Origin of the sequence: Paenibacillus sp. FSL K6-3182, assembly GCF_037976325.1 — a bacterium.
Taxonomy (GTDB): domain Bacteria; phylum Bacillota; class Bacilli; order Paenibacillales; family Paenibacillaceae; genus Pristimantibacillus.
The window spans coordinates 7,077,871-7,102,675 of record NZ_CP150265.1 but is presented as its reverse complement, the minus strand read 5'-3'; the positions used below and the strand labels follow the sequence as shown (position 1 = coordinate 7,102,675).

The window sequence follows — 24,805 nt, the reverse complement described above, 5'->3', positions numbered from 1 at the left end:
AATGAAAGGAATGCTGCAAGGACTGGGTGTAACGCTCAAATCAATGACGGCTCCAAAAGTGACCACCTCCTATCCTGATGTACCCTTTGTCATGCCGGATCGCTTCCGCGGTATCCAGCACTTTATCCCGGATTTATGTATCGTTTGCAACCAATGCGCACGCATTTGTCCAACCGACTGCATTACGCTGACCGGCAAACCGAACCCGGACCCTGATAAAAAGGGCAAGGTAATCGATACTTTTGATATTAATTTTGAAATATGCATCTTATGTGATCTGTGCACCGAGGTTTGTCCGACCGAAGCGATCGTTATGTCCAATCATTTCGAGCTGGCAACGTTCAGCCGCGATGATTTGTTCAAGGATGCAGAATGGCTGACAGACAATAATACACTTACTCGGCAGGACAATAACAATATCGGAGCGCCGGCCAAAGGGGGCGCAAAATAGTTGTTCAATATTGATTTTACAGGCGAATTTGTCGCTTTTTTTATCTTCTCAGCCATCATGATATGCGGCGCTGTCCTAATGATCAGCTTAGAGAAGGTCGTACATATGGTCATCTCTATGGCTGCTGTATTTCTAGGCTTAGCCGGAATGTTCGTGCTTCTGGAAGCTGAGTTTGTCGCATTTGTTCAGGTGCTTATCTATGCTGGAGCAGTCTCGATTCTGATGATATTCGGCATTATGATGACGAAGCATCAGCCAGGAGAGCGTGAGCCGGTGAAGCCGCTCCATGAAACGCTTGCCGCCGTAGGCGCGCTCAGCTTGTTTGGCCTATTGTTTTATGCGATCCGTTCAACAACTTTTCCAGAGCCGCAGTCTTTTCAAGCTGGAGAAGACAATACGATGGCAATTGGCGAGCTATTATATACAGGGTATGTGATACCGTTCGAGCTGCTCTCGGTGCTGCTGACGGTAGCATTTATTGGAGCAATCGTACTTGCCAAAAAGGAGGAGGAATAATTACATGCTTCCTTCCTATTTAACGATGGCGGCTATTTTGTTTTGCATTGGGCTATATGGCGCATTAGTGAAAAGAAATGCAGTCGTCGTACTGCTCTCGCTTGAGCTAATGTTGAACGCGGTCAACTTGAATCTTATTGCCTTCTCCAAATACGGTGTTGTTCCGTCATTGACGGGGCAAATTTTTTCATTATTTACAATTACAGTTGCAGCGGCAGAAGCGGCGATTGGGGTAGCTATATTAATAGCATTGTTCAGATTGCGCGGGACAGTTAATGTCGATGAGTTTGACAAAATGAGGAGGTAGCGCGGCGTATGAATATGTACTCACAGACGGCTTGGTTAATTCCGCTGTTTCCGCTGGCAGCATTCCTCGTTTTGACGGCGCTCGGTCGCAGCTATCGACGAGCGGGCGTTATCATCGGCTCGCTTGGATCATTTGGCGCCTTCGTTCTATCCTTGCTTATTATGATTGATCGACTTGGTACCAATGAAGTGGATTATAATTATTCCTTTGATTGGATTGCTATCGGAGATTATACGTTGAAGATTGGTTTCGAGGTGACCAACCTGACAGCGCTTATGCTGGTGGTCGTGACACTCGTCAGTTTTCTCGTGAATGTATACTCGGCCGGCTATATGAAAAATGATGAGCGAATAACTGTGTTTTTTGGTTATGTTGCCTTGTTCACATTTTCTATGCTGGGACTTGTATTATCCGATAATTTATTATCGCTTTATATTTTCTGGGAACTAGTTGGCGTATGCTCGTTCTTGCTAATTGGCTTCTGGTTTACATTGCCCAAAGCGCGAGCGGCGGCCAAGAAGGCATTTATTGTGACAAGAATCGGCGATGTTGGCTTGCTGATCGCTATTTTGCTCCTTTTCTGGTATATGCCGGATCATGCCCTTGATTTCACTACGATTCAAAGCGTATTTGATGGGCAATCAGGTGCAATTACGAACGGGATTACGACGTTGATTGCTTTGCTTATTTTTGTAGGCGCGATCGGCAAATCAGGCCAGTTTCCGCTTCATGTGTGGCTTCCTGATGCAATGGAGGGCCCGACACCGATCAGTGCACTGATTCATGCTGCTACTATGGTTGCGGCAGGCGTATTCCTTATTGCACGAACGTATGATATTTTTCAGGATTCTGCAGCTGCTATGGAGACCATCGCATATGTAGGCGGTTTTACAGCTATATTCGCTGCGACGATTGCACTCGTACAAAAGGATATTAAACGGATATTAGCCTATTCCACGGTCAGCCAGTTGGGTTATATGATGATGGCGCTCGGTCTGGGTTCCTTAACAGGCGGCATCTTCCACCTGTTCACGCACGCTTTCTTCAAAGCGCTGCTCTTCCTTGGTGCTGGCAGCATCATTCATGCGGTACATACACAGAACATTCATGAGATGGGCGGACTTGCCTCGAAAATGAAAGTGACGACATGGACGTTCGCGATCGGCGCTTTAGCGCTTGCTGGCATTCCGCCATTATCCGGCTTTTGGTCTAAGGATTTAATTTTGACGGTTGCTTGGGAGACGAATCCACTACTATTTATTGTAGGTTTGGCAGCCGCTTTCTGTACGGCGCTTTATATGTCTCGGTTGTTCTTTCTTGTATTTATGGGAAAACCAAACGAGGCCTCTTCACATGCGAAAGAATCACCAGTTTCGATGACGCTGCCGATGATCGTGCTGGCTGCTCTCGCCATTGTTGTCGGGTTTATTGAGACGCCATGGAACGGAGCATTTGGCTCATGGATCACCGATGAGGGAGAGTCGCTGCATAAAAGCGGCATTGCCATTGTTGCATCCATTGCGGTTGGCCTTCTAGGTATCTATATCGGCTGGCTCATCTATGGGAAAAACAGTGTGAACAAAGATGTACTGCAAGAAAAAATGCCTAAGCTAGTCAAATTGCTGGAAAATAGTTATTACATCGATGAGCTTTATGCCGTTATCATAGTGAAACCGCTGAAGATGATTGGTTCTGCGCTTATGGCGTTTGATTCTTATGTCATAGGCGGGATTGTGAGGTTGACAGGCACGGCTGTTACCTCGGCTGGAAGAGTGGCTGCTCGTCTGCAGAACGGTCAAGTACAAACCTACGGTTTGGCAGCTGTTATCGGGTTCGTCATTCTTGTGGCTGCTATCGTTGGAAGGAGGTTCCTGCCATGAGCATCCTGAGTGACATTCCGATATTATCACTTATATTACTGGCACCGCTGCTTGGTATAATCGTTCTGCTGCTGCTTCCGAAGCAGCGCAGCAGCTGGATGAAGACAACGGTTGTCGTAACCACATTAGTTCCTTTGCTGCTCTCCTTGTGGCTTTATGCTGATTATAATAAGCAGCAGGGCGGGGCGGCATATGACGAGCAATATAGCTGGGTGGATGTGCCGCTAAATAAAGAGGTGCCATCGGGCGTATCTGAATTTAAGTTTACGTTTCAATATGAGCTAGGCATTGACGGCCTGTCGCTTCCGCTTCTGCTTCTCGCAACGCTCGTATCTGCAATGGCTGCACTTGCAGCAGTTCATATCAAGAAAAGGTGGAAATCTTTTTTTATATGGTTTTTGCTGCTGGAGCTCGGAATGCTTGGCGTGTTTCTAGCTCGTGATTTATTTTTGTTTTTTGTATTTTTCGAGATTACGCTTGTTGCGATGTATTTCTTAATCGGAATTTGGGGTTACTTCAATCGCGAGCGTGCAGCCAATCAGTTTTTAATCTATAACGGAATTGGTTCAGCCATTATGCTGATTGCGTTCGTTATTCTCGTGAACACGGCTGGCTTCCACGTAGATCAAGTAGGCGAACAAGTTAGCTTTATTTACAGCGGCAGCTATACAGACATTTTCCGCAACATGGCGGACGCATCCGCTTGGGTTAACCTGACTAATGAGCAGCTTGGTTCAATTAATCCATTCCAGTTGACGGATACGATGCAATGGGTGCTGTTTATTATGCTGCTAGTTGCCTTCGGCATAAAGCTTCCAATATTTCCATTCCATACTTGGATGCTTAAGGTGCACACGGAAGCTCCGACCTCGATTGTCATGATTCACTCCGGGATATTGCTGAAAATGGGCGCTTACGGATTACTGCGATTTGGGATTATGCTTTTCCCTGATCAAGCGCGACAATTTGCGACAGTGCTCGCTGTGCTTGGCGTCATAAATATATTGTATGGAGCGCTGCTAGCCTTCAGGCAGCGTGAGTTTAAACTAGTGCTTGCTTATTCCTCCATCAGCCATATGGGTATCGTATTGCTAGGGATAGCAGCAATAAATGAGATTGGCTTGCAGGGAGCTGTATACCAGCTCGTATCGCACGGACTCATATCTGCCTTGTTATTTCTGATCGTAGGCAGCATCTATGAACGAACGGGAACGACCGAGCTGCAAGAGCTGGGTGGGTTAGCGCGCTCTATGCCATTTATAAGCGGCGTACTGCTGACTGCGGGGCTCGCTTCACTCGGTTTGCCGGGCTTATCCGGTTTTATTGGGGAGTTTCTATCGCTGCTCGGCCTATTCGAGTCGAATCGCTGGTTGACTGCGGCTGCGGCGCTTGGCATTATTTTGACCGCTGTCTATATGCTTCGCGCTGTACTAAAGATTACATTTGGTCCACAGCGTGAGGCGTTTGGAGCATTTAAGGACGCAAGGCTAATTGAGGCGGCTCCCATGATTGTGCTGCTTGCATTCATTGTGCTTCTCGGCTGTTTTCCTTCCGTCCTTACGGATACTGTGCAGCATGGCATGGATAAGCTGTTCGGACAATTACTTGCATCAAGGGCGGGGGGATAAACCATGTACGAAGGCGTTTCATTTATACCACTGACATGGACGGATATGCGCTACCTTGCCCCTGAGTTTATGCTGGCCGCCATGTTTTTGTTTCTTGTTGTATTGGATTTGTTCTTGCCAAAGCGCATGAATAGAAAATTTACAGGGTGGCTGACGTTAGCGGGCATTCTTGCATCGCTGCTGCTAGTCATGCTCCGGATGTTGGATATGAATCAGGGCGGAGCATCTGCCGACTCTATCCATCTGCTAAGCAACAGCTACCGCATTGATGATTTCGCCAGCCTGCTGAAAATTGTATTTTTAACAGGTACTGCGCTTATCATCCTGCTCGCAATTGGATCGGATCGGGATGAAGAGGAGATAACAGACAAATCAGAGTATTTCTATTTGGTGCTTCCCGCGCTTATGGGCGCGATGATGATGGCTTCATCAGGAAACCTGGTTACGTTGTATATCGGATTAGAGCTTCTTAGTATTACAAGTTATGTATTGGTTGGCATTAGGCGCAAATCAACTTTGTCTGCTGAAGCGGCATTCAAGTATGTCATTACGGGCGGGATTTCCTCGGCGATGGTGTTGTTCGGCATGTCGTACATTTACGGCATAACCGGATCAGTCGATTTGGGTGTAATTGGGGATGCTTTGCCGCGGGCGATGCAGGATTTCAAAGCGCTTGCCTATGTGGGCTTCCTGTTTATGATTGCTGGATTCGGTATTAAGATTGCAGCGGCTCCGTTTCACGCATGGGCGCCTGATGTATATCAAGGGGCTCCAACGCCTGTGTCGGCTTTTCTAGCGGTCATTGCCAAAGGTGCTGCGCTGGCTGCTATATTTAGAGTTATGTTTAGTACTAGTTTATTCAGCGCAGCGGGAGAAGCGGCAAAAATATCAAATGATCTCTTCCTGGTCCTGCTGGTGCTGGCTGCCGCAGCGATGCTCGTCGGAACGACAGCTGCGCTTAAACAAAGGAACGTAAAGCGATTGCTGGCCCTGTCAGGAGTAGCCAATGCGGGTTACATGCTGGTGCCTATCGGTATTTCGATAACGATGGTTCATAGCAGCAACTTCTCTGAATTTGTTTATTATTTGGTTGCGTACTTGTTTATGACGATAGGCGCGTTTGCTGTCTTTACGGTAGTTAGCCGCGCATCGGGGCATGAGGAGCTGAAAAGCTTCGCGGGTATGTACTACCGAGCGCCTTGGACGGCAGCGGCTATGGTGGTATTTATCTTGTCTTTATCGGGCTTGCCGATTTCTGGTGGATTTTTTGGGAAGCTGTTTATCTTGCTCGGAGCAGCGAATGCGAAAGCTTATTGGCTCGTAGCTGTTATCGTCGTGAGCAGCGTCATTTCTTACTATTTCTACTTTGGCATTGTTCGTCAAATGTTCATGCGCAGCGGAGAAGAAAATAATGAAGTGCGAATATCTGGAGCAACGGGAGTTGTGATCTGGCTGTGTGCAGCAGCAACGGTTGCACTAGGTATTTTCCCAGGACCGTTAATGCAATGGATTGATGCCATATTCTCGATCAAGGGCGATTTAATGATAATGGGATGAGCAGATTGTAGTAGAGTGATGCGAAGCATTCGTATTCTAAAGGTGTGAAAATAATAGGTCGTTTAAGTAGATGAGGAAATGATGTCTATTTAAACGATCTATTTTTTTGTTTACTCGATGAATGGGATTTTCGAGGTGGCACAGGGGAAATAGAAAGTAGTTTATAAGCTAAAAAGCAGCATCATAGTTAAAGTTACTGTTAAGGACACAGACTGTAGCGGCAGTTTTAGATATGATGATAGTAATGGATGGACTATAGTTATTTCTATATTTATTTTCCTTGCATATAGCAAGAAGAGAAGAAGCTGTCTAACGCTGTTTTAATCAGGAATTACGAGCAGAAATATAATTCGGTGTTTCAGCGGAGAATGTTGCGGGTAATGTGCAGCAGGGGGAGTATAGGTTCATCGTATAGGTAGACATGAAGTACTATTCTATCTATGTGGACCAGTGTTGCCGCTCGTCTATATTTACCGGGAAATAATAGTTTGTGCCGAATACTGACGTTCCGAGCTATGGAGCGGGATAGTTGTAGGACTTTTGTCCTTTTTGTCTTACAGAAACAAGGGAATTGATACCTGCAAAGAGAAATTGTAGTTAAGGAATATCCAATTGAAAGTGGGAACAAACCATAACCCGTTTCATACGAAAAGGCAGAAAATGATGAGCACTCAAAAAGAACCAAAGCGATTACGAAATTCACAAATGATTAGTCAGAGCCCATCTGATGATCGACTGGGCTCTGCGCTCAAAAAGCATAAAGCTCGCTTGTCTTTGCAAGCAATCGCCATTGCCACGCTCGCCGCGCGCAAGCTCCTTCGTCGCGCGCTGCCCGCGCTGCTGATCGGGAGCATCACCCTCGGGGGCATAGCCCCCGCAGGGTTCGCTCTCGGAGCGGCGCCTACGGCGCTGGCCGCAGCATCCCATGCGGCTGAGGGCGCCGAAGGCGCCGATGCAGAGCAGCCGCAAAGCTGGCTGCTCAAATGGCGTGACCCCGCGCTAGCACATGAGCTGCGCGGGACAGAGGTGCTCCGCCGCCAGAATGAGGCGGCGGTCATGCTCGTACGTCCGGCCGCTGAAGGCGCGGACGTACAGGAATGGCTCGACCGGCTGCGAAGCCTGCCGGGCGTAGAGTACGTGCACCCGAACAATAGGGTGCATATGCTTGCTCTGCCTGCCGGCGAGTCGGAGGACGCAGCCTCGGCAGGCTCAGAGGCCGCGCGCAGCAATGCGCGGCCTACAGGCTCTTCACCATCCAATGTATCACCGGCAGCTTCTGTACCTACCGAAGCAGCGCCTCCAGAGACTCCATCGACACCGCCAGCGGCGCCGCAGGAGTCTGAGGCTGCTTCCACAGCGAAGATTGCGGCAGCGGCAACAGTACTGAAAGCAAATGATCCTGAGTTGTCTAAGGAGCTTTATCTCAGTCAGATCGGCGCGCAAAAGGCGTGGGAAACCGTTCGCGAGCAGCAGCAGCTTACGATAGCGATCGTGGATACAGGTGTTGATTTGGAACATCCGGATTTGAAGCCTAATCTTGTTCCAGGCGCTAATCTAGTGAGCCCTGGTGAGTCGCCCGATGATGACAATGGGCACGGTACAAGTGTAGCGGGTGTTATCGCAGCTGTAGGAAATAACGGCATTGGCGTATCAGGCATACTGTGGAAAGCCAAAATCATGCCGATAAAAGCGCTGGATCACCGAGGTGACGGAACAGAGCAGGAGCTCGGCGAAGCCATATTGTACGCCGTTCGCAGCGGAGCAAGCATCGTTGTGCTGTCGGTTGGCCTTCATCGATATTCTCCGTACATGCTCGACATTGTACAATATGCGGAAAGCAAAAACGTACTGCTTGTAGCAGCGGCAGGCAATGACGGCGTCACCTTTGGAGAGAAAGCTGCGGTAAAATACCCGGCAGCTTATCCGACGGTACTCGCTGTCGGTGGCGTCAAGTCGAATAATACGGTCGATAGTCGATCGAATCGAGGGACTGAGCTTGACCTTGTCGCACCTTGGAATGTATATACAACAGCCATTGGTGGACTCTATAAGAAAGAAGAAGGAACTTCAATGGCGGCTCCGCAAGCCGCAGCTGCTGCAGCGCTCATATGGGCTCGCTACAAGGACATGAAGCCTTACCAGATACGCGAGCTGCTGCGCCAAACAGCTAAGGATATTGGGCCGCCAGGTGCGGACAGCACGTCAGGTTACGGTGTGCTGCAGATCGACCAAGCGGTACGTTCAACCTTGAAACCAGACGGCTTCGAACCAAATGACACCCAATCAACTGCTGCAAGGTTTCCGCTGAACAGCCAAATTTCGGCTTTGCTGCAGGGCGTATCCGACCATGATTGGTATCAAATCGATGCGCCGTATGATGGCACGTTGACCATACAATATGAAGGACTTGTTCCTAGCGGAAAGATTGTTCCGCCTGTTAGGCTCACCCATTACATGAATGGCGTGAAGCAAAGTACGAGCGATACGAAGCTTGCAAGCAGGTCCATTGATCTTGAGGTTAAAAAAGGGCGGCAGCTCATTCATCTGGAGCTCATCAATCAGAGCAGCAACGATGAATTGCCTTATCTGCTCACGTCTACTTTTACGATGAAGCCGGACGATTACGAAAAAAATGATAAATCTTTTGAAGCTTATACATTGCAGCCTCGTACGCAGTCGATTACGGGCAACTTTCATCAAACCGCCGATCGCGACTGGTTTACGGTAACCTTTACTCAGAGCGGAAAGCTAAGTCTGACGCTTAGTACGAATACGGCACGTATTGATCCAGGGCTTGCTATACAGAAGGCAGGTCAGCAATTAATGGTGTACGATGATGAGGGTGAAGGGGAGACTGAGCAGTCACCAGTCATAACTGTGACTCCTGGTAAATATTATATTCGTGTTCACAATGCAATCTCCTCAGAAGCTAGTCCGACCATAGGCACCTACATATTGAAGATGGATTATATGCCAAAATATGATGATCCGAATGAACCAAACAATAAATCGTACGAGGCGTTCATGATTAATCCAGGTACGGAGTACCTTGGTGTAATTAGCAGCTACTCCGACGTAGATTGGTTTCAAATCCGGGTTTCAAACGCCAGCATTATCAGCATGACGGTAAACGGTGTACCGCTTGATGTTGATTTGAGCCTCTTGCTCTATGATAAACGGATGAAGCAGCTTACGGCATCCAAAACAAAAGCAAGCGGGAAGCTGCAAACCGAAGAAAAGCTGCTGCAGCCTGGAGTGTATTACGTGAAGCTGGAAGCAGATGCTCCTTTTGACAAGCAGTATTATCGCTTAAAGGTGAAATCAGAGGAGTTGATTGCTGGATTCCGTGATATTAAAGGCCATTGGGCTCAAAATGAAATCGTCGCGTTAAACAAAAAAGGCATTATTAACGGAACAGGACAAAATCGCTTTGAGCCTAGACGCTCCATAACGCGAGCTGAGGCCGTTTCCATGGTTGTGAAGGCATATAAGCCAGCTTCATCAAGTCGCGTGCAAGGGAAGCGATTCAAAGACGTCCCATTAAAACATTGGGCTAATGATGCGATTACGAGGGCTGTAGAGCAAGGCTGGGTAAAAGGATTCCCGAATGGCGAGTTCAAGCCGGATCAGCCGATTACAAGGGCGGAAATGGCAATGATTATCGGTTATGCGGAAGGTGTACGGCCTAAGCTGCCTGTCATTGATCCGTTCGCCGATGTACCAAAGTCTCATTGGTCAGCACCCATGCTGTATGCCATGAAGTTGAACAAACAAATTGAAGGGATAGAGTCAAATCTGTATAAACCTAGCCTGCAGGCTAGCCGTGCAGATTATACGGTGCTGCTCCACCGATTTATCGCCTAATATTTTCATCAAACAAAATGACTTCCAGTTACGTTAATAATATGAAGCAAGATAAATGCTGCTTTTAAAGCTGCTTGAGTTTGAAGCTTAAAACATGAAAAAGCTCAGGAGGCATCATGGACGTAAATTACGGTCTTATAAATGGTTTGCAAAACTACACCGGAATGACCGGGTTGTTTTCTATTATCATTGTTATTCTTAGCATTATTTTGGTGTGGTTTGTACTGCAAGAGGTGAAATGGGAAGCTTTTTTTCGTTTTCCAAAGAGTCCAAAGGCTCGTTTGTTTCAAGTATTTGTTGCAATTATAATGGGTCATTTGTTAGCAAAATTCATCTTGGAATATTGGGGCTACACCGTTCTTCTCAAATCGTTTGTCGAATAACAAAAGCGAAACATGTCAACAATGGGTAATACATGACGGTCTCAAAAAGCAGTTGGCTTGCGAATAGGTATAAATCAGGACCCGTAATCGAACCGGAAACGTAGTTTTTTCGTGAAAAAGAGACGTTTTTGGAGAAAAAAGTCATAAAATGCGCTGGGAATGACATGTAAAAAATGGTAATAATATAACGCTTGTCGATTGGTGTAATTGAGTGATAAGATGAAGGTTGGGTAAAGTGAGATAAACCTTTTTTTTCACAAATAGGAAATAGAAAATGCAGTTCGCGGAGGGAACCAAAAGATGACCAAAATTATCGTCCGCGGAGGCCAGCGTTTGAAGGGAACGGTCCGTGTTAGCGGAGCAAAAAATGCAGTACTCCCCATTTTAGCGGCCTCATTATTGGCGACAGAAGGAGACAGCGTCATCTATGACGTACCCCTCCTCGACGACGTTATGACGATTCAGAAGGTGCTTGCCTCTTTAGGCGCACAATTATCCTATAATAATGAAACGATGCGTATTACAGCGCAGACCATTACGACTTATGAAGCTCCTTATGAGCTTATTCGAAAAATGCGGGCATCCTTCTTAGTTATGGGTCCTCTTCTTGGTCGGATAGGCAAGGTAAGAATTTCATTGCCTGGCGGCTGTGCGATCGGCACTCGTCCGATTGATCAGCATTTGAAGGGCTTTGAAGCGATGGGCGCTGAAATTACGCTTGGGCAGGGCTTTATCGAAGCCAGCACAAAGACGCGTCTTAAGGGTGCGAAAATTTACCTAGACGTAGCCAGCGTAGGCGCAACGGAAAATATTATGATGGCAGCTGCTTTAGCAGATGGCATAACGATTCTTGAGAATGCAGCCAAAGAACCGGAAATCGTGGATTTGGCCAACTATATCAATGCTATGGGCGGCAAAGTTCGTGGCGCTGGTACAGGAGTTATTCGTATTGAAGGCGTGGACCGGATGTATGGCGCAGCCCATAATGTAATTCCTGACCGTGTTGAAGCAGGCACGTACATGATTGCGGCCGCTATTACAGGCGGTGACGTTTTCGTTGAAGGTGCAATTTCTGATCATTTGACGCCGGTAATCTCTAAGCTGCAGGAAATGGGCGTAGAAATTACGGAGAGCGATAACGGAATTCGTGTACAATCGAGCAAGCAATTGAAATCGGTTGATGTGAAAACATTGCCGCATCCAGGTTTCCCAACAGATATGCAATCTCAAATGATGGCTCTTCTCCTCGTATCTGAGGGAACAAGCGTTGTGACGGAAACGGTTTTCGAAAATCGTTTTATGCATGTCGAGGAATTCCAGAAGATGAACGCTCAAATTAAAGTCGATGGACGTACAGCTATCGTTAATGGCGGTATGCCGCTAACGGGTGCAAAGGTATGCGCTACCGATTTAAGAGCAGGAGCAGCACTTATTTGTGCGGCTTTGCGGGCGGAAGGCGAGACTGAAGTAACAGGTCTGCATCATGTGGATCGCGGTTATGTTAACATTACAGGCAAGCTTGCAGCTCTTGGGGCTGATATTCATCGTATTGAGCTGATTAGCGAGGAAGACACGGCGGCAAGCAAGCCATCCGTTTCGGTCCAAGTAACATCGGCAGTACGTGATACAGCTGCTGTAGTGGCGATCTCTTCAACGTCTTCTGATGTGGATACAGCTTCTTCCTTTAAGCGTGAGAAAGAAGTTGCGGTTCTAAAAGTTCAGCCGACGTGGGCTTAATTTTCCGATAAGAACAAGATAAAGAAGCTGTTTCAAATAAGTCGCAAAGGGCTTATCTGAAACAGCTTCTTTTTGTTTGGACAATCTATACTTTTGAAATATTTATTAAGTATAATAAGGCTAACCATTTAGCTATAATGGTTACTACTACTGGAATAAGCAAAGGGGCGGCCATGGCAACGATACACGATGTGGCAAAAATAGCGAACGTATCCGTGACGACGGTTTCCCGCGTTTTAAACAATCGGGGTTATATTAGTGAAGCAACGAGAATGAAGGTTTATCAAACGATGGAGCAATTGAATTACCAGCCTAACGAGATTGCCCGCTCATTACTAAGAAAACAATCTAACGTTATTGGTCTTATTATACCTAGTGTAGCTCATCCTTTTTTTAGCGAGCTCGCGAATCACATAGAAAACTATGCTTATGAGCTCGGCTTCAAAATGCTGCTTTGCAATTCCCAGCTTGACCCTCAGAAAGAAAAGGATTATATCGAAATGCTGAAGCGCAATCGTGTGGATGGCATTATTATGGGCAGCCATACGCTTCAGGTCGATGAGTACAAACATTTGAACTCGCCAATTGTCACGATTGATCGTCAGATCAGCAGTGAAATTCCGTATATCTCTTCCGATAATTATGCAGGCGGGAGCCTTGCGGCACAATTGCTGGTTGGTGAAGGCTGCAAAAAAATTGCGCATATTTGCGGTAATTTGGAGCTGCATTTGCTCGCAAATCAGCGTACAGAAGCGTTTCAAGCCGTGATGAAGGAGAAGGGGATCGAGCATGTGATCATTCAGACTGATATGAATGTGTTTGATCAACTCCAGTACGAGCAAATTATACATCAGCTGTTTCAGGATCATCCCGATCTGGATGGCATTTTCGCAACGAGTGATATTATTGCTGCTTTTGCAGTTAAGGAGTGTGTGATCGCTGGCAAACGAATCCCGGAGGATGTGAAAATTATCGGTTACGACGATATTAGCGCAGCCAGATGGCTTACGCCGGAGCTGACAACGGTGAAACAGCCGATTGCAGAAATTGGGAAAATGGCGATTGATTTGATTATGAAGCAGATAAACGAGGAAGCTTTCGAATTCGTAAATATTTTACCGGTTGAACTGATTAAACGAGCTTCTACATAGATTAAAAAACGTAAAAAACCCAAGCGTAGCAAGGGTTTTTTATTTTTTCAAAAGTTATGTCAATCGTTTAACATGTCAAACGATTGACATACTCTTATTCACAATTATATAATACGTTTTGTAAGCGGTTTACACGATCGGTAAATCGTCTTTCAATCTTTTTCAATCTCAAAAAATTGGGGGCAATCAAATGAAATCATTGAAATGGATGCAAGCGATAGTATTATCGCTAATGGTAGTTATGGTTGTAACGGCATGTGGCAATTCGAATAACGCGGGATCGTCTAATGGAGGTTCTGAAGTAAAGATATCGTTGCTTAACTCGAAGGGCGAGATTCAAGCCCAGCTCGAAGAGGCTGCGAAAGTATTTAAAGAGGATAATCCTAACATTACGCTTGAAATTATACCGGTACCTGCAGGACAGTCGCCTTTTGAGAAAGCGTCTGCGCTTTATGCATCAGGAAACCCGGCTACCATTACGATGCTCGATACAGGAGATGTTGAGAAATTCAAGGATCGTGTTCTTGATCTTAGCGGTGAGAAGTGGATGGCGGATGCCGTTGACCGCAGCACGGCGCTAACGACATTTGATGGTAAAAACTACGCTTTCCCGCTTGCAGTTGAAGGTTATGGTTTTATTTATAACAAAGCGGTTGTAGATCAAGCGGTAGGCGGAACATTTGATCCAGCAACGATCAACACAACAAGCGCACTTGAAGAGCTGTTCAAGAAAATCGAAGCTTCGGGAAAAGCGCCGCTTATTATCTCTCCAATGGATTGGTCGCTGGGAGCACACTATTTGCCGCTGGCTTACGCGGGTCAATCTGCTGATACGGTTGCAGTTGCAAAGTTTATAGACGATTTGAAGGCTGGAACAATCGATTTAGCTAGCAATAAGGTTTTCAATGGACTAATGGATACGTTCGACATCATGACAAAATACAATATCGACAAAGCCTCCCCATTGTCTGGAACTTATGAGCGTGGTCCAGAGGTGCTTGGTAAAGGCGAGGTAGGCATCTGGTTCCAAGGGAACTGGGCTTGGCCGCAAATTAGCAGCTTTGATACGGCAAGCGGGCAATACGGCTTTCTACCTGTCCCTATAAGCAACAATCCAGATGATTTTGGCAATACACAAGTGTCTTCTGCGGTTTCGAAGCGTTTGGTCATCGACAAGGAAAAAAATACGGCGGAGCAGCAGGCTGCTGCAAAAACGTTTTTGGAGTGGATGGTATACAGCGAGAAGGGTCAAGACTTCCTCGTAAACAAAGCGAATATTATTCCAGCGTTCAAGAACATTACACTTGAAGCCAAAGATCCGCTTGCAAAGTCCATATCTGAACATATCGCAAACGGCAAAACAGAGGATTCCATCAGCACGCTGCCAGCTGACCACTGGGCTAAGCTTGGCGCATCGATGCAGAAATATTTAGCAGGTGCTTCGGATCGTGCGGAGTTGACGAAAGATATTGTGGAGTATTGGAAGACGGTTAAATAATCCTTAATAGCGTATAGAAGGCTTACCCCGCCAAACGACGGGGTAAGCTGTTTACTCTTTATCGTATTTTGACTTACAAAACCATGCTTGAATGTGAGGGATCATGATGATAACGGAAAAAGGGCTGTGGAATCGATTGCGATTGCGGCTGCTGTTTACCGGACCGACTTTGTTTGCTTTTCTTGCTGTAATGATTATTCCATTCTTGTATGGGATTTATTTGACCTTTACGAATTGGGATGGCATATCGACGACAAGCAGTTTGGTTGGATTTGAGAATTACGTAGCGGTATTCAAGGATGCTGTTTTTTGGAAATCATTTTTGCTTACGTTAAAATATGTTTTTATTTCAGTTGCTCTTATTAATGTAGTTGCGTTTTTGCTAGCCTACGTATTAACGAGAGGATTGAAGGGGCAAAGTATTTTTAGAGCTGGCTTCTTTATTCCCAACTTGGTAGGCGGCATTGTACTCGGCTTTGTATGGCAATTTATTTTCTCAAATGTACTCGTGTATCTAGGCAAAGAATGGGGTATTCCGTTATTCAGCTCCTCATGGCTGGCTGACCCGGACAAAGCCTTCTGGTCGATGATTATCGTCACGGTATGGCAATATGCCGGTTATATGATGGTTATTTATGTAGCTGGGCTTATGAATGTGCCTAAGGATATTTTGGAGGCAGCAAGTATTGATGGTGCGAGCCTATGGACGAAAATGCGCAAAATGATTTTGCCGCTGATGGTTCCATCGTTTATCGTCTGTGTTTTCCTATCACTGCAAAGATGCTTTATGGTTTATGACCTGAACGTTTCACTCACAAAAGGCGGACCGTTCAAAAGTACGGAAATGGTATCGATGCATGTTTACGAGAAGGCATTTCTATCGCGGGATTATGGCGTAGGCCAAGCAGAAGCATTTGTTCTGTTCCTGCTGGTGGCGACGATTACCATAGCACAGGTTTATTTTAGCAAGAAGCTGGAGGTTGAGGCGTGATGGAGAAAAAGAACCAATGGCTCGCATGGACAAAGTTCATCGCCCTCTTCGTTATTTTAGTTCTGTTCGTCGTTCCTTTCTTTATGCTGTTCATCAACTCATTTAAGGAAAACAAGGCAATCACATCAAGTCCGCTTTCCTTGCCGGATAGCCTAAGCTTCACGAACTACACAAATGCATTTGAAAAAATGAACTTCATATCGGCATTTATGAACTCTGTAGTCATAACTGTGCTTAGCGTTGTGCTTATCTCTATTTTAGCGGCAATGACGGCTCATTATTTTGTGCGAAACCAAACAAAAACGAACCAATATATGTTTTTCCTTATGGTTGCGGCTATGATCATACCTTTCCAAGCCATTATGATCCCTCTCGTCAAAATATACGGAACCATTGGTCTTCTTAATAGCAAATGGGCCCTTATTTATATGTATGTCGGATTTGGCAGTCCGCTGGCCGTCTTTATTTATCATGGGTTTGTAAAAAGCATACCAGCCGAGCTGGAAGAAGCGGCGCTTATCGATGGCTGCACGCGGACGCAAACTTTCTTCCGTATCGTATTTCCGGTGCTTGCTCCGACGACGGTTACGATTGCCATTTTGAATGTATTATGGATTTGGAATGACTTTTTATTGCCTTCCCTCGTGTTGATTTCGCCGGATGAGCGGACACTGCCGTTGTCTACTTTCTATTTCTTCGGTACGTATTCGGTTGATTATGGACCATTAATGGCAGGGCTTATGCTGACCATATTGCCTGTGCTTGTTGTCTACTTGTTTGCGCAGAAATATATTATCCAAGGGGTCATGCAAGGCTCAATTAAATAATAAGTAAGGGTTGGATGCTTTATTTTGTATACAAGAGAAAATGCCGACACATTTATTGCAGAACGCAAGTATTTGTTGAAAGAGGAATACCGCCTTGCTTATCATTTAATGAGCGAGTTTGGGTGGATGAATGATCCGAATGGTTTTGTTTATTATAACGGTGAATACCATATGTTCTATCAGCATTATCCCTATCAGCCCGTATGGGGGCCTATGCACTGGGGACATGCGGTTAGCCATGATCTCATCAAGTGGAAGTACCTCCCGGTTGCACTTGCGCCCGATCAGGACTATGACCGTGACGGCTGCTTCTCTGGCAGTGCTGTTGAGCGGGATGGCAAGTTGTATTTGATGTATACGGGACATTTGATAACGGGGCCTAATAGGGAGCTTGATTATAGTCAAAATCAAAATATCGCTGTTTCCGACGATGGCATCCATTTTGAGAAACTGGCTAGCAATCCTGTCATTGGTTCAGACCAAATACCGTCAGGATTCAGCCAGAAGGATTTCCGAGATCCGAAGGTATTCGAGCGCGACGGTGTTTATTATGCCGTTTTAGGGTCAAATGATGGACGGGGCAGCGGACTGATTTTGCTATATCGTTCAACAGACCTTGTGAGTTGGAGTTTTAGTGGGGAAATCGCGCGCAGTGATGGGAAGCTTGGCGACAACTGGGAGTGTCCTGATCTGTTTGAGCTCGGAGGGCGTGATGTGCTGGTAATGTCGCCGCAGCGTATGCCAGCGCAAGGAGATGACTATCGTAATCTGCATTCCACTACCTATATGATTGGACACTTGGATATTAAGCAAAGCAGCTTTCAGTATGATCGGTATGAGCCGGTTGACTGCGGCTTTGATTTTTATGCTCCGCAGACAACAGTTGATGAAAGAGGCAGACGCATTATCATCGGTTGGATGGAGGCATGGGAACAAGAAATTCCGACGCAGCTTGGGCATTACTGGGCCGGCGCTATGACTTTGCCGCGTGAAGTTATTTTGCAGGGTGAGTCGTTATTGTTCAAGCCGCTTGAGGAAATGAAAAATTACCGGAAAAATGCTTATGAGGCAAGCGATATTAACTTATCAGATATTGTTAAAGATATGGGAGTTAGCGGCGATTGTTATGAGCTTGAGGTCGTATTCCAGGCAGATCAAGCCAAGGAATTTGGTTTGAAGCTGAGGGTGCACGGCGAGGAAGAAACCGTATTGTCTTATCAGCAAGCAGAAGGCAAATTCCGTTTTAATCGCGATAAGTCAGGGATCGGTCTTGGCGGTGAGCGCAGGACGAGTGTTGAACTGAAGGATGGTTTGCTTGCTTTGCGCATCTTCGTCGATAAATCCTCCGTCGAGGTGTTCATTCAAGGCGGCGAGAAGGTGATGACAGGCCGTATTTACCCAGGTGCTGAATCTCTCGGCATATTCGCTTACGCAGAAGGTGCTTGTACTATGGTATCCTTTAAAAAATGGGACATCAGCTAGGGGGGCTTAATCTGTCTAAACTATATACGATTGGTGAAGCATTAATTGATTTTATTCCGGATACTCGCGGCATTGAGCTCAAAGATGTCGTTGGTTTCACGAAGGAAGCAGGCGGCGCTCCAGCTAATGTTGCTTGTGCGGTTGCGAAGCTAGGCGGCAGCAGTGCCTTCATAGGCAAGCTGGGTAAAGATGCTTTCGGTGACTTTCTCTTGGAAACGATGAAAGCGACAGGTGTTGATACCCAGCATGTGCTCCAAACGAATGAAGCAAATACTGCTCTTGCGTTTGTAAGCTTAAAAGCCGACGGTGACCGCGATTTTTCTTTCTACCGAAATCCAAGTGCCGATATGCTGCTTTCAGAGGATGAGATTAACGAAGAGTGGTTCGCTAAGGGAGATATTTTGCACTATTGCTCAGTAGATCTTATTGAAGCTCCTGTGAAATATGCGCATCTTAAAGCGATTGCTGGGATGAAAGCAGCAGGAGGACTCATCAGCTTTGATCCTAACGTGCGCCTGCCGCTATGGGAAGATCACGAGCAGTGCAGACAAACGATACTGCAATTCATTCCTTTGAGCCATCTTGTCAAAATAAGCTCGGATGAGCTTGCTTTTGTGACGGGAATTGAAGACGAGAAAGAGGCTATTGCTTCTTTGTTTGTCGGAGACGTTCAAGCTGTTGTATACACAAAGGGAGCGGAGGGTGCGGTGTGGTATACGTCTTCCTACGAAGTATCTACTCCTGGCCAGAAAGTAGCCGTTGTGGATACGACTGGGGCTGGCGATGCTTTTATTGGAGCGCTGCTGTATCAGATGCAGCGAAGTGAAGAGGCGTTAAGCGAAATGAATGCTGATACGGTTAAACGTTTGGTTTCGTTTGCTAACGCCGCCGCTGCTCTTACGACAACAAGAGCAGGCGCGATTTCGTCGCTGCCTGTTTTGCAGGAGCTTCCTCCTTTGTAATCAAAGCTGTATCTATTTAGAGAGTATGTTTTTTCTCGCCAATTCGGGAGAATGAAACATACTCTTTTTTGAATGAACGACTGAATGGCTATAAGTCCTCGCAAACGTTAATAAATGTGCATGCAAGTGAAAGTTTGTAATTGGGTAAGTACTTGTCATAGAATGAATTAAAATAATGGTTTTGGCAGAACGAAGGGTGTGTTGTCCATTGGCTACGATGAAAGTCATTGTTGCAGAAATCGAAAAAGAATTAGAAGTAAAAGAAATAGAGATAAAGGGAAACATCTATGACGCATTAGATGAAATAGCTGAAGGTAACGTAGAATCAATCACGATATGGAATGACGTTGTTTTATGGTTTAACATGGATTTGCAGTCCGATGGGTCAGCATTCAATTTCCATCTGACCGAGAAATCGCGAATCAGAAACCAAGAAGAATACGAGCCTAAAGTATCGGTTATTGGAAATGCTATTTTCACTGGAACAGATGAAGATGGCGAGCCCGTTGGATTGACGGAGGATGAAATTAAGGCTGTCATGAGTAACTTCATTGACCGCAAAACATACCACCAATTCACTAGAATATAAAGAATGAGGGCGGAGAGGGATTTCCGCTCTTTTATTATTCCATTTATATCGTTATTCAGTAGGAACCCTATTATTACTGAACTTTTGCCGCCTTACGTAATCTTTTACATCATACGCCTGCTCCCAAATGAACACTAGATGGGGGCTTTTTGTCGTCAAGCTTGTTCATCTTCCGTTCATTTTTGAATGCTATAGTCGATCTCACTAAGACCAATGGAAGGTGGATTAAAGCAGATGAAGAAGTGGACGATAGGGCTCGGCATTTTAATTATTTTAGCCGCAGCTGGAGCAGGTGCCTATTATTTTTATTTTGCTAAGGATAAGGAAGCAGCAGGTGTAATGCCTACGTCTCTGACGGTGCAGGCGACAAAGGGGTCAATCGTAAAACAAATTACCGGGACAGGTTTGGTAGCAGCTAATTCGAGGGAATCGGTGACTGCTGGCAAGAGCGGCACCATAGCTACTGTGAATGTCAAAAAAGGAGATAAAATTAAAGCGGGACAAATTCTTGTTACCTTTGAGTCTGCGGACGACAATGATGACAAAATAAAATCGATCAATAAAAGCATCACAAAACTACAAGAAACGATTACTGAATACCAACAAAGCTATAAGGAAGCTACAGGCAGTGAAAACGAAGAGGCCACGAAGGCATCGCTTCAAAAGAATATTGAAAATGCAAACGATGAGATCGCAGACTACCAAGATCAACTGCAAGATATCTATGAAGCACAAGAAAAAGAGGAAAAAGTAGTGACAGCCTCCATAGATGGCGAAGTTACCGAAATGTCTATTGAGGTAGGCGATGAGGTGAATGCCAATACGGCAATAGCTACAATTGTAGATTATACGAAGCTGGAATTTGTTACATCTGTGGATGAGCTTGATATATCTGCTTTAAAGGTTAATCAATCGGCAGATTTGTCCTTAAGCGCGCTGACTGACAAGAAGATCAATGCAACCGTATCGGATATTGCGATGGAGGGTACTTCCAATAACGGTTCATCTTCATTTGAAGTGAATTTGTTGCTAAAAAACATCGAAGGCGTGAAGGCGGGGATGTCTGGTGAAGCAGCCATTACGATTGCGTCTAAGGAAAACATCATTCTTGTTCCGGTAAATGCCGTCGTCGAAATGGGCACAAGATCTTTCGTTCGTATTCCGTCCGAAAATGGCGGAGCGGGTACATCGGCAGGCGCTGGACAGGCTGGGCAGCAGCAAGAAGGGGCAGGTGCTCCTGGTGGATCTGCAGACGGGAAACAAGGAACGGCGATGGGACAAGGCACTACAACAAGCGGAGCACAGAAAGCTCCGACGGGGGGAACGGGAACAGGAGCTGTGAGGCAAGGTGCTCAGGGTGCGCAAGGTAATGGTGCAAGAGCAGGCACAGGTCAATCCATTGCAGCTGATGGTTCGGCTTCAGCAGGACAATCGGGAGCAGGTCGTGCAGCCGCTGGTGGCGGATTTGCAGCTGGCGGTCGTGGCGGCCGCAAGCCGGATGCGCTTGGCGGCCAGCTGGTTGAGGTGACCACAGGACTCAGCAATGAAAATTTTGTGGAAATTGTCTCAGGGCTAAAAGAAGGGGACAGTGTGCTTGTTCCGATTGCCCAAGGAACGGCTGGCATGGGCAGCAGCTCTGCGGAGATGACAATGCGGCAGGGCGGCTTTGCTGGCGACGTAATGGTCTTCCCAGGAGGCATGGGCGGAGGAATGCGGACTGGAACAGGTGGTCCACGATGAGTTCAACGCTGAATGCATCATTAATAGAAATGAACAAGATCACGAAGTTTTATACGATGGCGCGTGAAAAAATGACAGTGCTCCATGAGGTCTCTCTTACGGTTGCACGTGGTGATTTTCTAGCGATCGTGGGTCCATCCGGCTCTGGAAAATCGACGCTTATGAATATTATTGGCTGTCTTGATTTGCCGAGCGAAGGAAGCTACAAGCTTGAGGGGCTTGAGGTGACTGGACAAAGCGATAATAAACTGACAGAAATACGAAATAAAAAAATTGGATTTATTTTTCAAGGGTATCATTTGCTTCCGAAGCTCACAGCACTTGAGAACTGCGAGCTTCCGCTTATTTATCGGGGGCTGCCGGGCAAGGAGAGACGTATGCGCGCGATGGAAGCGCTGGATAGAGTAGGGCTCGGTGATCGAATGAACCATCGCCAAAACGAGCTGTCGGGCGGGCAGCAGCAGCGTGTTGGCATTGCGCGCGCTCTGGCGACTAATCCGCCTATACTGCTTGCCGATGAACCAACAGGCGCGCTTGATTCTAAGACAGGCATGGAAGTGCTCAATATGATGGATGAACTGCATCGCGCAGGTCAGACTATCGTTTTGATTACACATGATATGGAAGTAGCCAAACGAGCAAGCCGTACGGTCATTATTCGGGATGGGGTGTTGACGGAGCGGGAGCAAGAGAGGAGGGACAGCGATGAAGCTTACGCAAGGTCTCAGGATGGCAGTCAAGAGCGTCTTATCCAACAAGCTTAGAACAATATTATCGATGCTCGGTATATTGATTGGTGTTGCAACGGTCATTGCGCTTGTTGCTATGGGAAAGGCTTCCTCCAATGAAGTGGCTAAGCAGGTATCTTCCCTTGGCAGCCCTAACTCGCTTTCCGTTAATATTCTTGGACGTGGAACAGTTACGACGCTGTCAGTCGATGAAGCGAATGAGCTTGGTGATGTTATGAATATTGCGGGTGTTGCGCCTGTGACGAGCACAACAGGATATGCGAAATACGGCAAGACGCAGGTATCCGTTACCGTAGAAGGAATAACCGCCGCTTATGAGGAAGTGAAAAGCTTTCCCGTACAGGATGGCAGATATATCGCCTCTCCAGATATAACAAACAACACCAAGGTTGCGCTTATTGGTGTGGAGACCGCGAAGGATTTATTTGAGGATGAGAGAGTGGACCCTGCGGCGGCAGTAGGGAAAAAGATAACTATAAACGGTTATAATTTCACGATTGTTGGATTGCTGGAATCGCAAGGAAGCTCACTCAGCGGCTCAAATGACGAGAAAATATTAATTCCGATAACGACAGCTCAGAAAATATTTCAAACAAGCGGCGTTTCTACTATTAACTTAATTGTCTCGGATATAGATCGTATGGCTGCGACGGTTACTGCCGTAGAAGCTGTTCTCTATGAGAAATTCCGAGGCAATGAGAATGCCTACAGGGTGTTTAATCAAGAGGAAGCGATGAAAACATTAAATTCCGTTAATGAAACGATGAACAGGCAGCTCATTTATGTAGCGATCATTTCTCTTATCGTAGGTGGAATCGGCATCATGAATATTATGCTAGTGTCTGTAACAGAGCGAACGCGAGAGATTGGCATTCGTAAATCATTGGGAGCAAAAAAGCGGGATATTATGTTTCAATTTCTAGTAGAGGCGGTGTGCATCAGCGGTTTGGGAGGCGCACTAGGAATTGGACTTGGATATATCGCCTCTTTTACTATTGGAATGATTATGAAGACGGAAACGGAAGTACCTTTAGATACTGTATGGCTAGCTTTTGTCTTTTCTGCCCTCGTAGGCGTTATATTTGGCTATTTGCCTGCAAATAAAGCGGCTGGTCTGCGGCCGGTTGACGCGCTTCGCCATGATTAGACTTTAAGGTTCTACCCTATTATTTGTGCTCATAGAATGAACCATCAGGACCCGTATTAAGAGAGAGGGGGCGGCAGTGGCTGCTTCCTGCTTCCTTTTTCCGGCCAAGATGGAAGGAGAGCTCATGAGGCGAAGAAGAGGGACGTTTTCAATAGTTTCGATGATCGATCGTATACGGACAAGCAGACCGATGGCCTTGTTTGCAATCGGAGCGATGCTTGGCGCATCTGTCATTCTAGTAAGGCTTTCAGTTGACGAGCTTCACGATGCGAAGGCTGCTAGGCCTTTAACAGACAACGCATCTATTAAAGCGGGTAATCAAACGATGCCGAAAACGGGCATATTGGATGATGTGGATGCGCTCATTCCATCTTCTGAAAATGATCTTTTAAAACGGCCAACGGCTGGTGATGGGAAGCATGGAGAAACGCTGGATGCGATTGATCGTCTCGTTATTCGTGTTTATTTGACGAAGGAAAAGCGGATAGAGCGAGTTCCGCTTGAAGCGTATGTTCGCGGTGTAGTAGCTGCGGAAATGCCAATCGGATTCGAGCTTGAGGCGTTAAAGGCGCAAGCCATTGCAGCACGTACGTATATGATTCGTAGAATTTTTCTTGGCAATGACAGCGGAGTTCCGGTAAAAGGAGCGGATGTGACGGACACGACCGATCATCAAGTGTATATTTCCGTTGCAGAGCTCGCAGCCAAATGGCCAAAGAATGAGCAGAAAAACAATATGAGCAAGCTCAATGAAGTGATCATTCAGACGAAGGGCAAGGTTATCACTTATAAAGGCGAACCGATAGATGCCGCTTTCTTCTCTACCAGCAATGGATTCACCGAAAACTCGGAGGACTATTGGACGCAAGAAATTCCATATTTGCGCAGCGTGGCAAGCCCATGGGACAAAGATCTGTCGCCGAAATATAAAGAAACGGTCAAGCTGTCGCTTAACGAGTTTTACAGTAAGCTAGGAGTAGCGAAGAAGGACTCTGCCAAACCTTCCATTCGTGTAATAGAGAAGACAGAAGGAAAACGAATCAGCAAGATGATTATCGGAGACAAAACGTTCACAGGCCGAGAAGTGAGAGAGCTGCTAGGACTTGCTTCCTCTCAATTTATTTGGAATATAAAAGATAAATCGATATCCATAACGACTTTTGGTTATGGGCATGGCGTCGGCATGAGCCAGTGGGGAGCCAATGGAATGGCGCAATCAGGGGCAAAAGCCGAAGCTATTCTGGCTCATTATTATTCTAGCGTTCAAGTGGAACAAGCTTCGAAGCTATCGGAAGAGCTGAGAGCTCGCTCGTAATTTGAACTCTTTCAATATTTCGTATTCACCT

General features: G+C 46.2%; 20 protein-coding genes. All 20 read left to right on the top strand.

Features of this window, described 5'->3' with window-relative positions; translation table 11 throughout:
- Position 1 precedes the first annotated feature (1 nt).
- The 20 genes from nuoI to spoIID all read left to right on the top strand — a co-directional run bounded on the left by nuoI (position 2) and on the right by spoIID (position 24,774).
- Complete coding sequence (gene nuoI, locus MHH56_RS31030) at positions 2–451, top strand: NADH-quinone oxidoreductase subunit NuoI (RefSeq protein WP_054025448.1); 450 nt, start codon at positions 2–4, stop codon at positions 449–451.
- Positions 452–967 (top strand): NADH-quinone oxidoreductase subunit J, encoded by a 516-nt coding sequence (locus MHH56_RS31025; RefSeq protein WP_076266240.1) that lies wholly within the window; start codon positions 452–454, stop codon positions 965–967.
- Positions 968–971: 4 nt separating this feature from the next.
- The gene (gene nuoK, locus MHH56_RS31020; RefSeq protein WP_339205398.1) at positions 972–1,274 is read left to right on the top strand and encodes an NADH-quinone oxidoreductase subunit NuoK; all 303 of its coding nucleotides are present in this window, start codon (positions 972–974) and stop codon (positions 1,272–1,274) included.
- Between the two features lie 8 nt (positions 1,275–1,282).
- Positions 1,283–3,154, top strand: coding sequence for an NADH-quinone oxidoreductase subunit L (gene nuoL, locus MHH56_RS31015; RefSeq protein WP_339205397.1), 1,872 nt, complete (start codon positions 1,283–1,285; stop codon positions 3,152–3,154).
- Positions 3,151–4,782 carry an NADH-quinone oxidoreductase subunit M gene (locus MHH56_RS31010; RefSeq protein WP_339205396.1) on the top strand — a complete coding sequence of 544 codons (1,632 nt, stop codon included), beginning with the start codon at positions 3,151–3,153 and terminating at the stop codon, positions 4,780–4,782. Before nuoL ends, MHH56_RS31010 begins: the two co-directional genes overlap by 4 nt.
- A 3-nt stretch (positions 4,783–4,785) precedes the next feature.
- Positions 4,786–6,339: an NADH-quinone oxidoreductase subunit N gene (locus tag MHH56_RS31005; protein WP_339205395.1), complete on the top strand. Its 1,554-nt coding sequence runs from the start codon at positions 4,786–4,788 to the stop codon at positions 6,337–6,339.
- 705 nt (positions 6,340–7,044) lie between these two features.
- The gene (locus tag MHH56_RS31000; RefSeq protein ID WP_339205394.1) at positions 7,045–10,203 is read left to right on the top strand and encodes a S8 family serine peptidase; all 3,159 of its coding nucleotides are present in this window, start codon (positions 7,045–7,047) and stop codon (positions 10,201–10,203) included.
- Positions 10,204–10,319: 116 nt separating this feature from the next.
- Complete coding sequence (locus MHH56_RS30995; RefSeq protein ID WP_076266234.1) at positions 10,320–10,586, top strand: DUF1146 domain-containing protein; 267 nt, start codon at positions 10,320–10,322, stop codon at positions 10,584–10,586.
- Between the two features lie 300 nt (positions 10,587–10,886).
- Positions 10,887–12,323 carry a UDP-N-acetylglucosamine 1-carboxyvinyltransferase gene (gene murA, locus MHH56_RS30990; RefSeq protein WP_339205393.1) on the top strand — a complete coding sequence of 479 codons (1,437 nt, stop codon included), beginning with the start codon at positions 10,887–10,889 and terminating at the stop codon, positions 12,321–12,323.
- A gap of 173 nt (positions 12,324–12,496) precedes the next feature.
- A complete protein-coding gene (locus MHH56_RS30985) occupies positions 12,497–13,474 on the top strand; it encodes a LacI family DNA-binding transcriptional regulator (protein WP_339205392.1) in 978 nt (325 codons plus the stop codon).
- 190 nt (positions 13,475–13,664) lie between these two features.
- Positions 13,665–14,972, top strand: coding sequence for an ABC transporter substrate-binding protein (locus tag MHH56_RS30980; RefSeq protein WP_339205391.1), 1,308 nt, complete (start codon positions 13,665–13,667; stop codon positions 14,970–14,972).
- Positions 14,973–15,078: 106 nt separating this feature from the next.
- Positions 15,079–15,963, top strand: coding sequence for a sugar ABC transporter permease (locus MHH56_RS30975; protein WP_076266231.1), 885 nt, complete (start codon positions 15,079–15,081; stop codon positions 15,961–15,963).
- On the top strand, positions 15,963–16,790 hold the full coding sequence (locus MHH56_RS30970; protein ID WP_339209778.1) for a carbohydrate ABC transporter permease: 828 nt from the start codon (positions 15,963–15,965) through the stop codon (positions 16,788–16,790). Before MHH56_RS30975 ends, MHH56_RS30970 begins: the two co-directional genes overlap by 1 nt.
- Before the next feature lie 24 nt (positions 16,791–16,814).
- Entirely contained in the window at positions 16,815–18,272 is a 1,458-nt protein-coding gene (locus tag MHH56_RS30965) for a glycoside hydrolase family 32 protein (RefSeq protein ID WP_339205390.1), read from the top strand.
- Between the two features lie 11 nt (positions 18,273–18,283).
- Positions 18,284–19,234 carry a carbohydrate kinase gene (locus tag MHH56_RS30960; RefSeq protein WP_339209777.1) on the top strand — a complete coding sequence of 317 codons (951 nt, stop codon included), beginning with the start codon at positions 18,284–18,286 and terminating at the stop codon, positions 19,232–19,234.
- Positions 19,235–19,442: 208 nt separating this feature from the next.
- The gene (locus tag MHH56_RS30955; protein ID WP_339205389.1) at positions 19,443–19,823 is read left to right on the top strand and encodes a hypothetical protein; all 381 of its coding nucleotides are present in this window, start codon (positions 19,443–19,445) and stop codon (positions 19,821–19,823) included.
- Between the two features lie 234 nt (positions 19,824–20,057).
- Positions 20,058–21,563: an efflux RND transporter periplasmic adaptor subunit gene (locus MHH56_RS30950; RefSeq protein ID WP_339205388.1), complete on the top strand. Its 1,506-nt coding sequence runs from the start codon at positions 20,058–20,060 to the stop codon at positions 21,561–21,563.
- Positions 21,560–22,327, top strand: coding sequence for an ABC transporter ATP-binding protein (locus MHH56_RS30945; protein ID WP_339205387.1), 768 nt, complete (start codon positions 21,560–21,562; stop codon positions 22,325–22,327). The genes MHH56_RS30950 and MHH56_RS30945 overlap by 4 nt, the downstream gene beginning before the upstream one ends.
- A complete protein-coding gene (locus MHH56_RS30940) occupies positions 22,269–23,459 on the top strand; it encodes an ABC transporter permease (protein WP_339205386.1) in 1,191 nt (396 codons plus the stop codon). The genes MHH56_RS30945 and MHH56_RS30940 overlap by 59 nt, the downstream gene beginning before the upstream one ends.
- A 160-nt stretch (positions 23,460–23,619) precedes the next feature.
- Positions 23,620–24,774: a stage II sporulation protein D gene (gene spoIID / locus MHH56_RS30935; protein WP_339205385.1), complete on the top strand. Its 1,155-nt coding sequence runs from the start codon at positions 23,620–23,622 to the stop codon at positions 24,772–24,774.
- Positions 24,775–24,805: the final 31 nt, after the last annotated feature.

Excerpts from the sequence above, each read along its gene's own strand:
- MHH56_RS30945 (WP_339205387.1), top strand. The coding sequence starts at position 21,560 with ATGAGTTCAACGCTGAATGCATCATTAATAGAAATGAACAAGATCACG.
- murA (WP_339205393.1), top strand. The coding sequence starts at position 10,887 with ATGACCAAAATTATCGTCCGCGGAGGCCAGCGTTTGAAGGGAACGGTC.
- nuoL (WP_339205397.1), top strand. The coding sequence starts at position 1,283 with ATGAATATGTACTCACAGACGGCTTGGTTAATTCCGCTGTTTCCGCTG.
- MHH56_RS30975 (WP_076266231.1), top strand. The coding sequence starts at position 15,079 with ATGATAACGGAAAAAGGGCTGTGGAATCGATTGCGATTGCGGCTGCTG.
- nuoK (WP_339205398.1), top strand. The coding sequence starts at position 972 with ATGCTTCCTTCCTATTTAACGATGGCGGCTATTTTGTTTTGCATTGGG.
- MHH56_RS31010 (WP_339205396.1), top strand. The coding sequence starts at position 3,151 with ATGAGCATCCTGAGTGACATTCCGATATTATCACTTATATTACTGGCA.
- MHH56_RS31005 (WP_339205395.1), top strand. The coding sequence starts at position 4,786 with ATGTACGAAGGCGTTTCATTTATACCACTGACATGGACGGATATGCGC.
- MHH56_RS31000 (WP_339205394.1), top strand. The coding sequence starts at position 7,045 with ATGATTAGTCAGAGCCCATCTGATGATCGACTGGGCTCTGCGCTCAAA.
- nuoI (WP_054025448.1), top strand. The coding sequence starts at position 2 with ATGAAAGGAATGCTGCAAGGACTGGGTGTAACGCTCAAATCAATGACG.
- MHH56_RS30980 (WP_339205391.1), top strand. The coding sequence starts at position 13,665 with ATGAAATCATTGAAATGGATGCAAGCGATAGTATTATCGCTAATGGTA.
- MHH56_RS30940 (WP_339205386.1), top strand. The coding sequence starts at position 22,269 with ATGAAGCTTACGCAAGGTCTCAGGATGGCAGTCAAGAGCGTCTTATCC.
- MHH56_RS30950 (WP_339205388.1), top strand. The coding sequence starts at position 20,058 with ATGAAGAAGTGGACGATAGGGCTCGGCATTTTAATTATTTTAGCCGCA.
- spoIID (WP_339205385.1), top strand. The coding sequence starts at position 23,620 with ATGATCGATCGTATACGGACAAGCAGACCGATGGCCTTGTTTGCAATC.
- MHH56_RS30995 (WP_076266234.1), top strand. The coding sequence starts at position 10,320 with ATGGACGTAAATTACGGTCTTATAAATGGTTTGCAAAACTACACCGGA.
- MHH56_RS30970 (WP_339209778.1), top strand. The coding sequence starts at position 15,963 with ATGGAGAAAAAGAACCAATGGCTCGCATGGACAAAGTTCATCGCCCTC.
- MHH56_RS30985 (WP_339205392.1), top strand. The coding sequence starts at position 12,497 with ATGGCAACGATACACGATGTGGCAAAAATAGCGAACGTATCCGTGACG.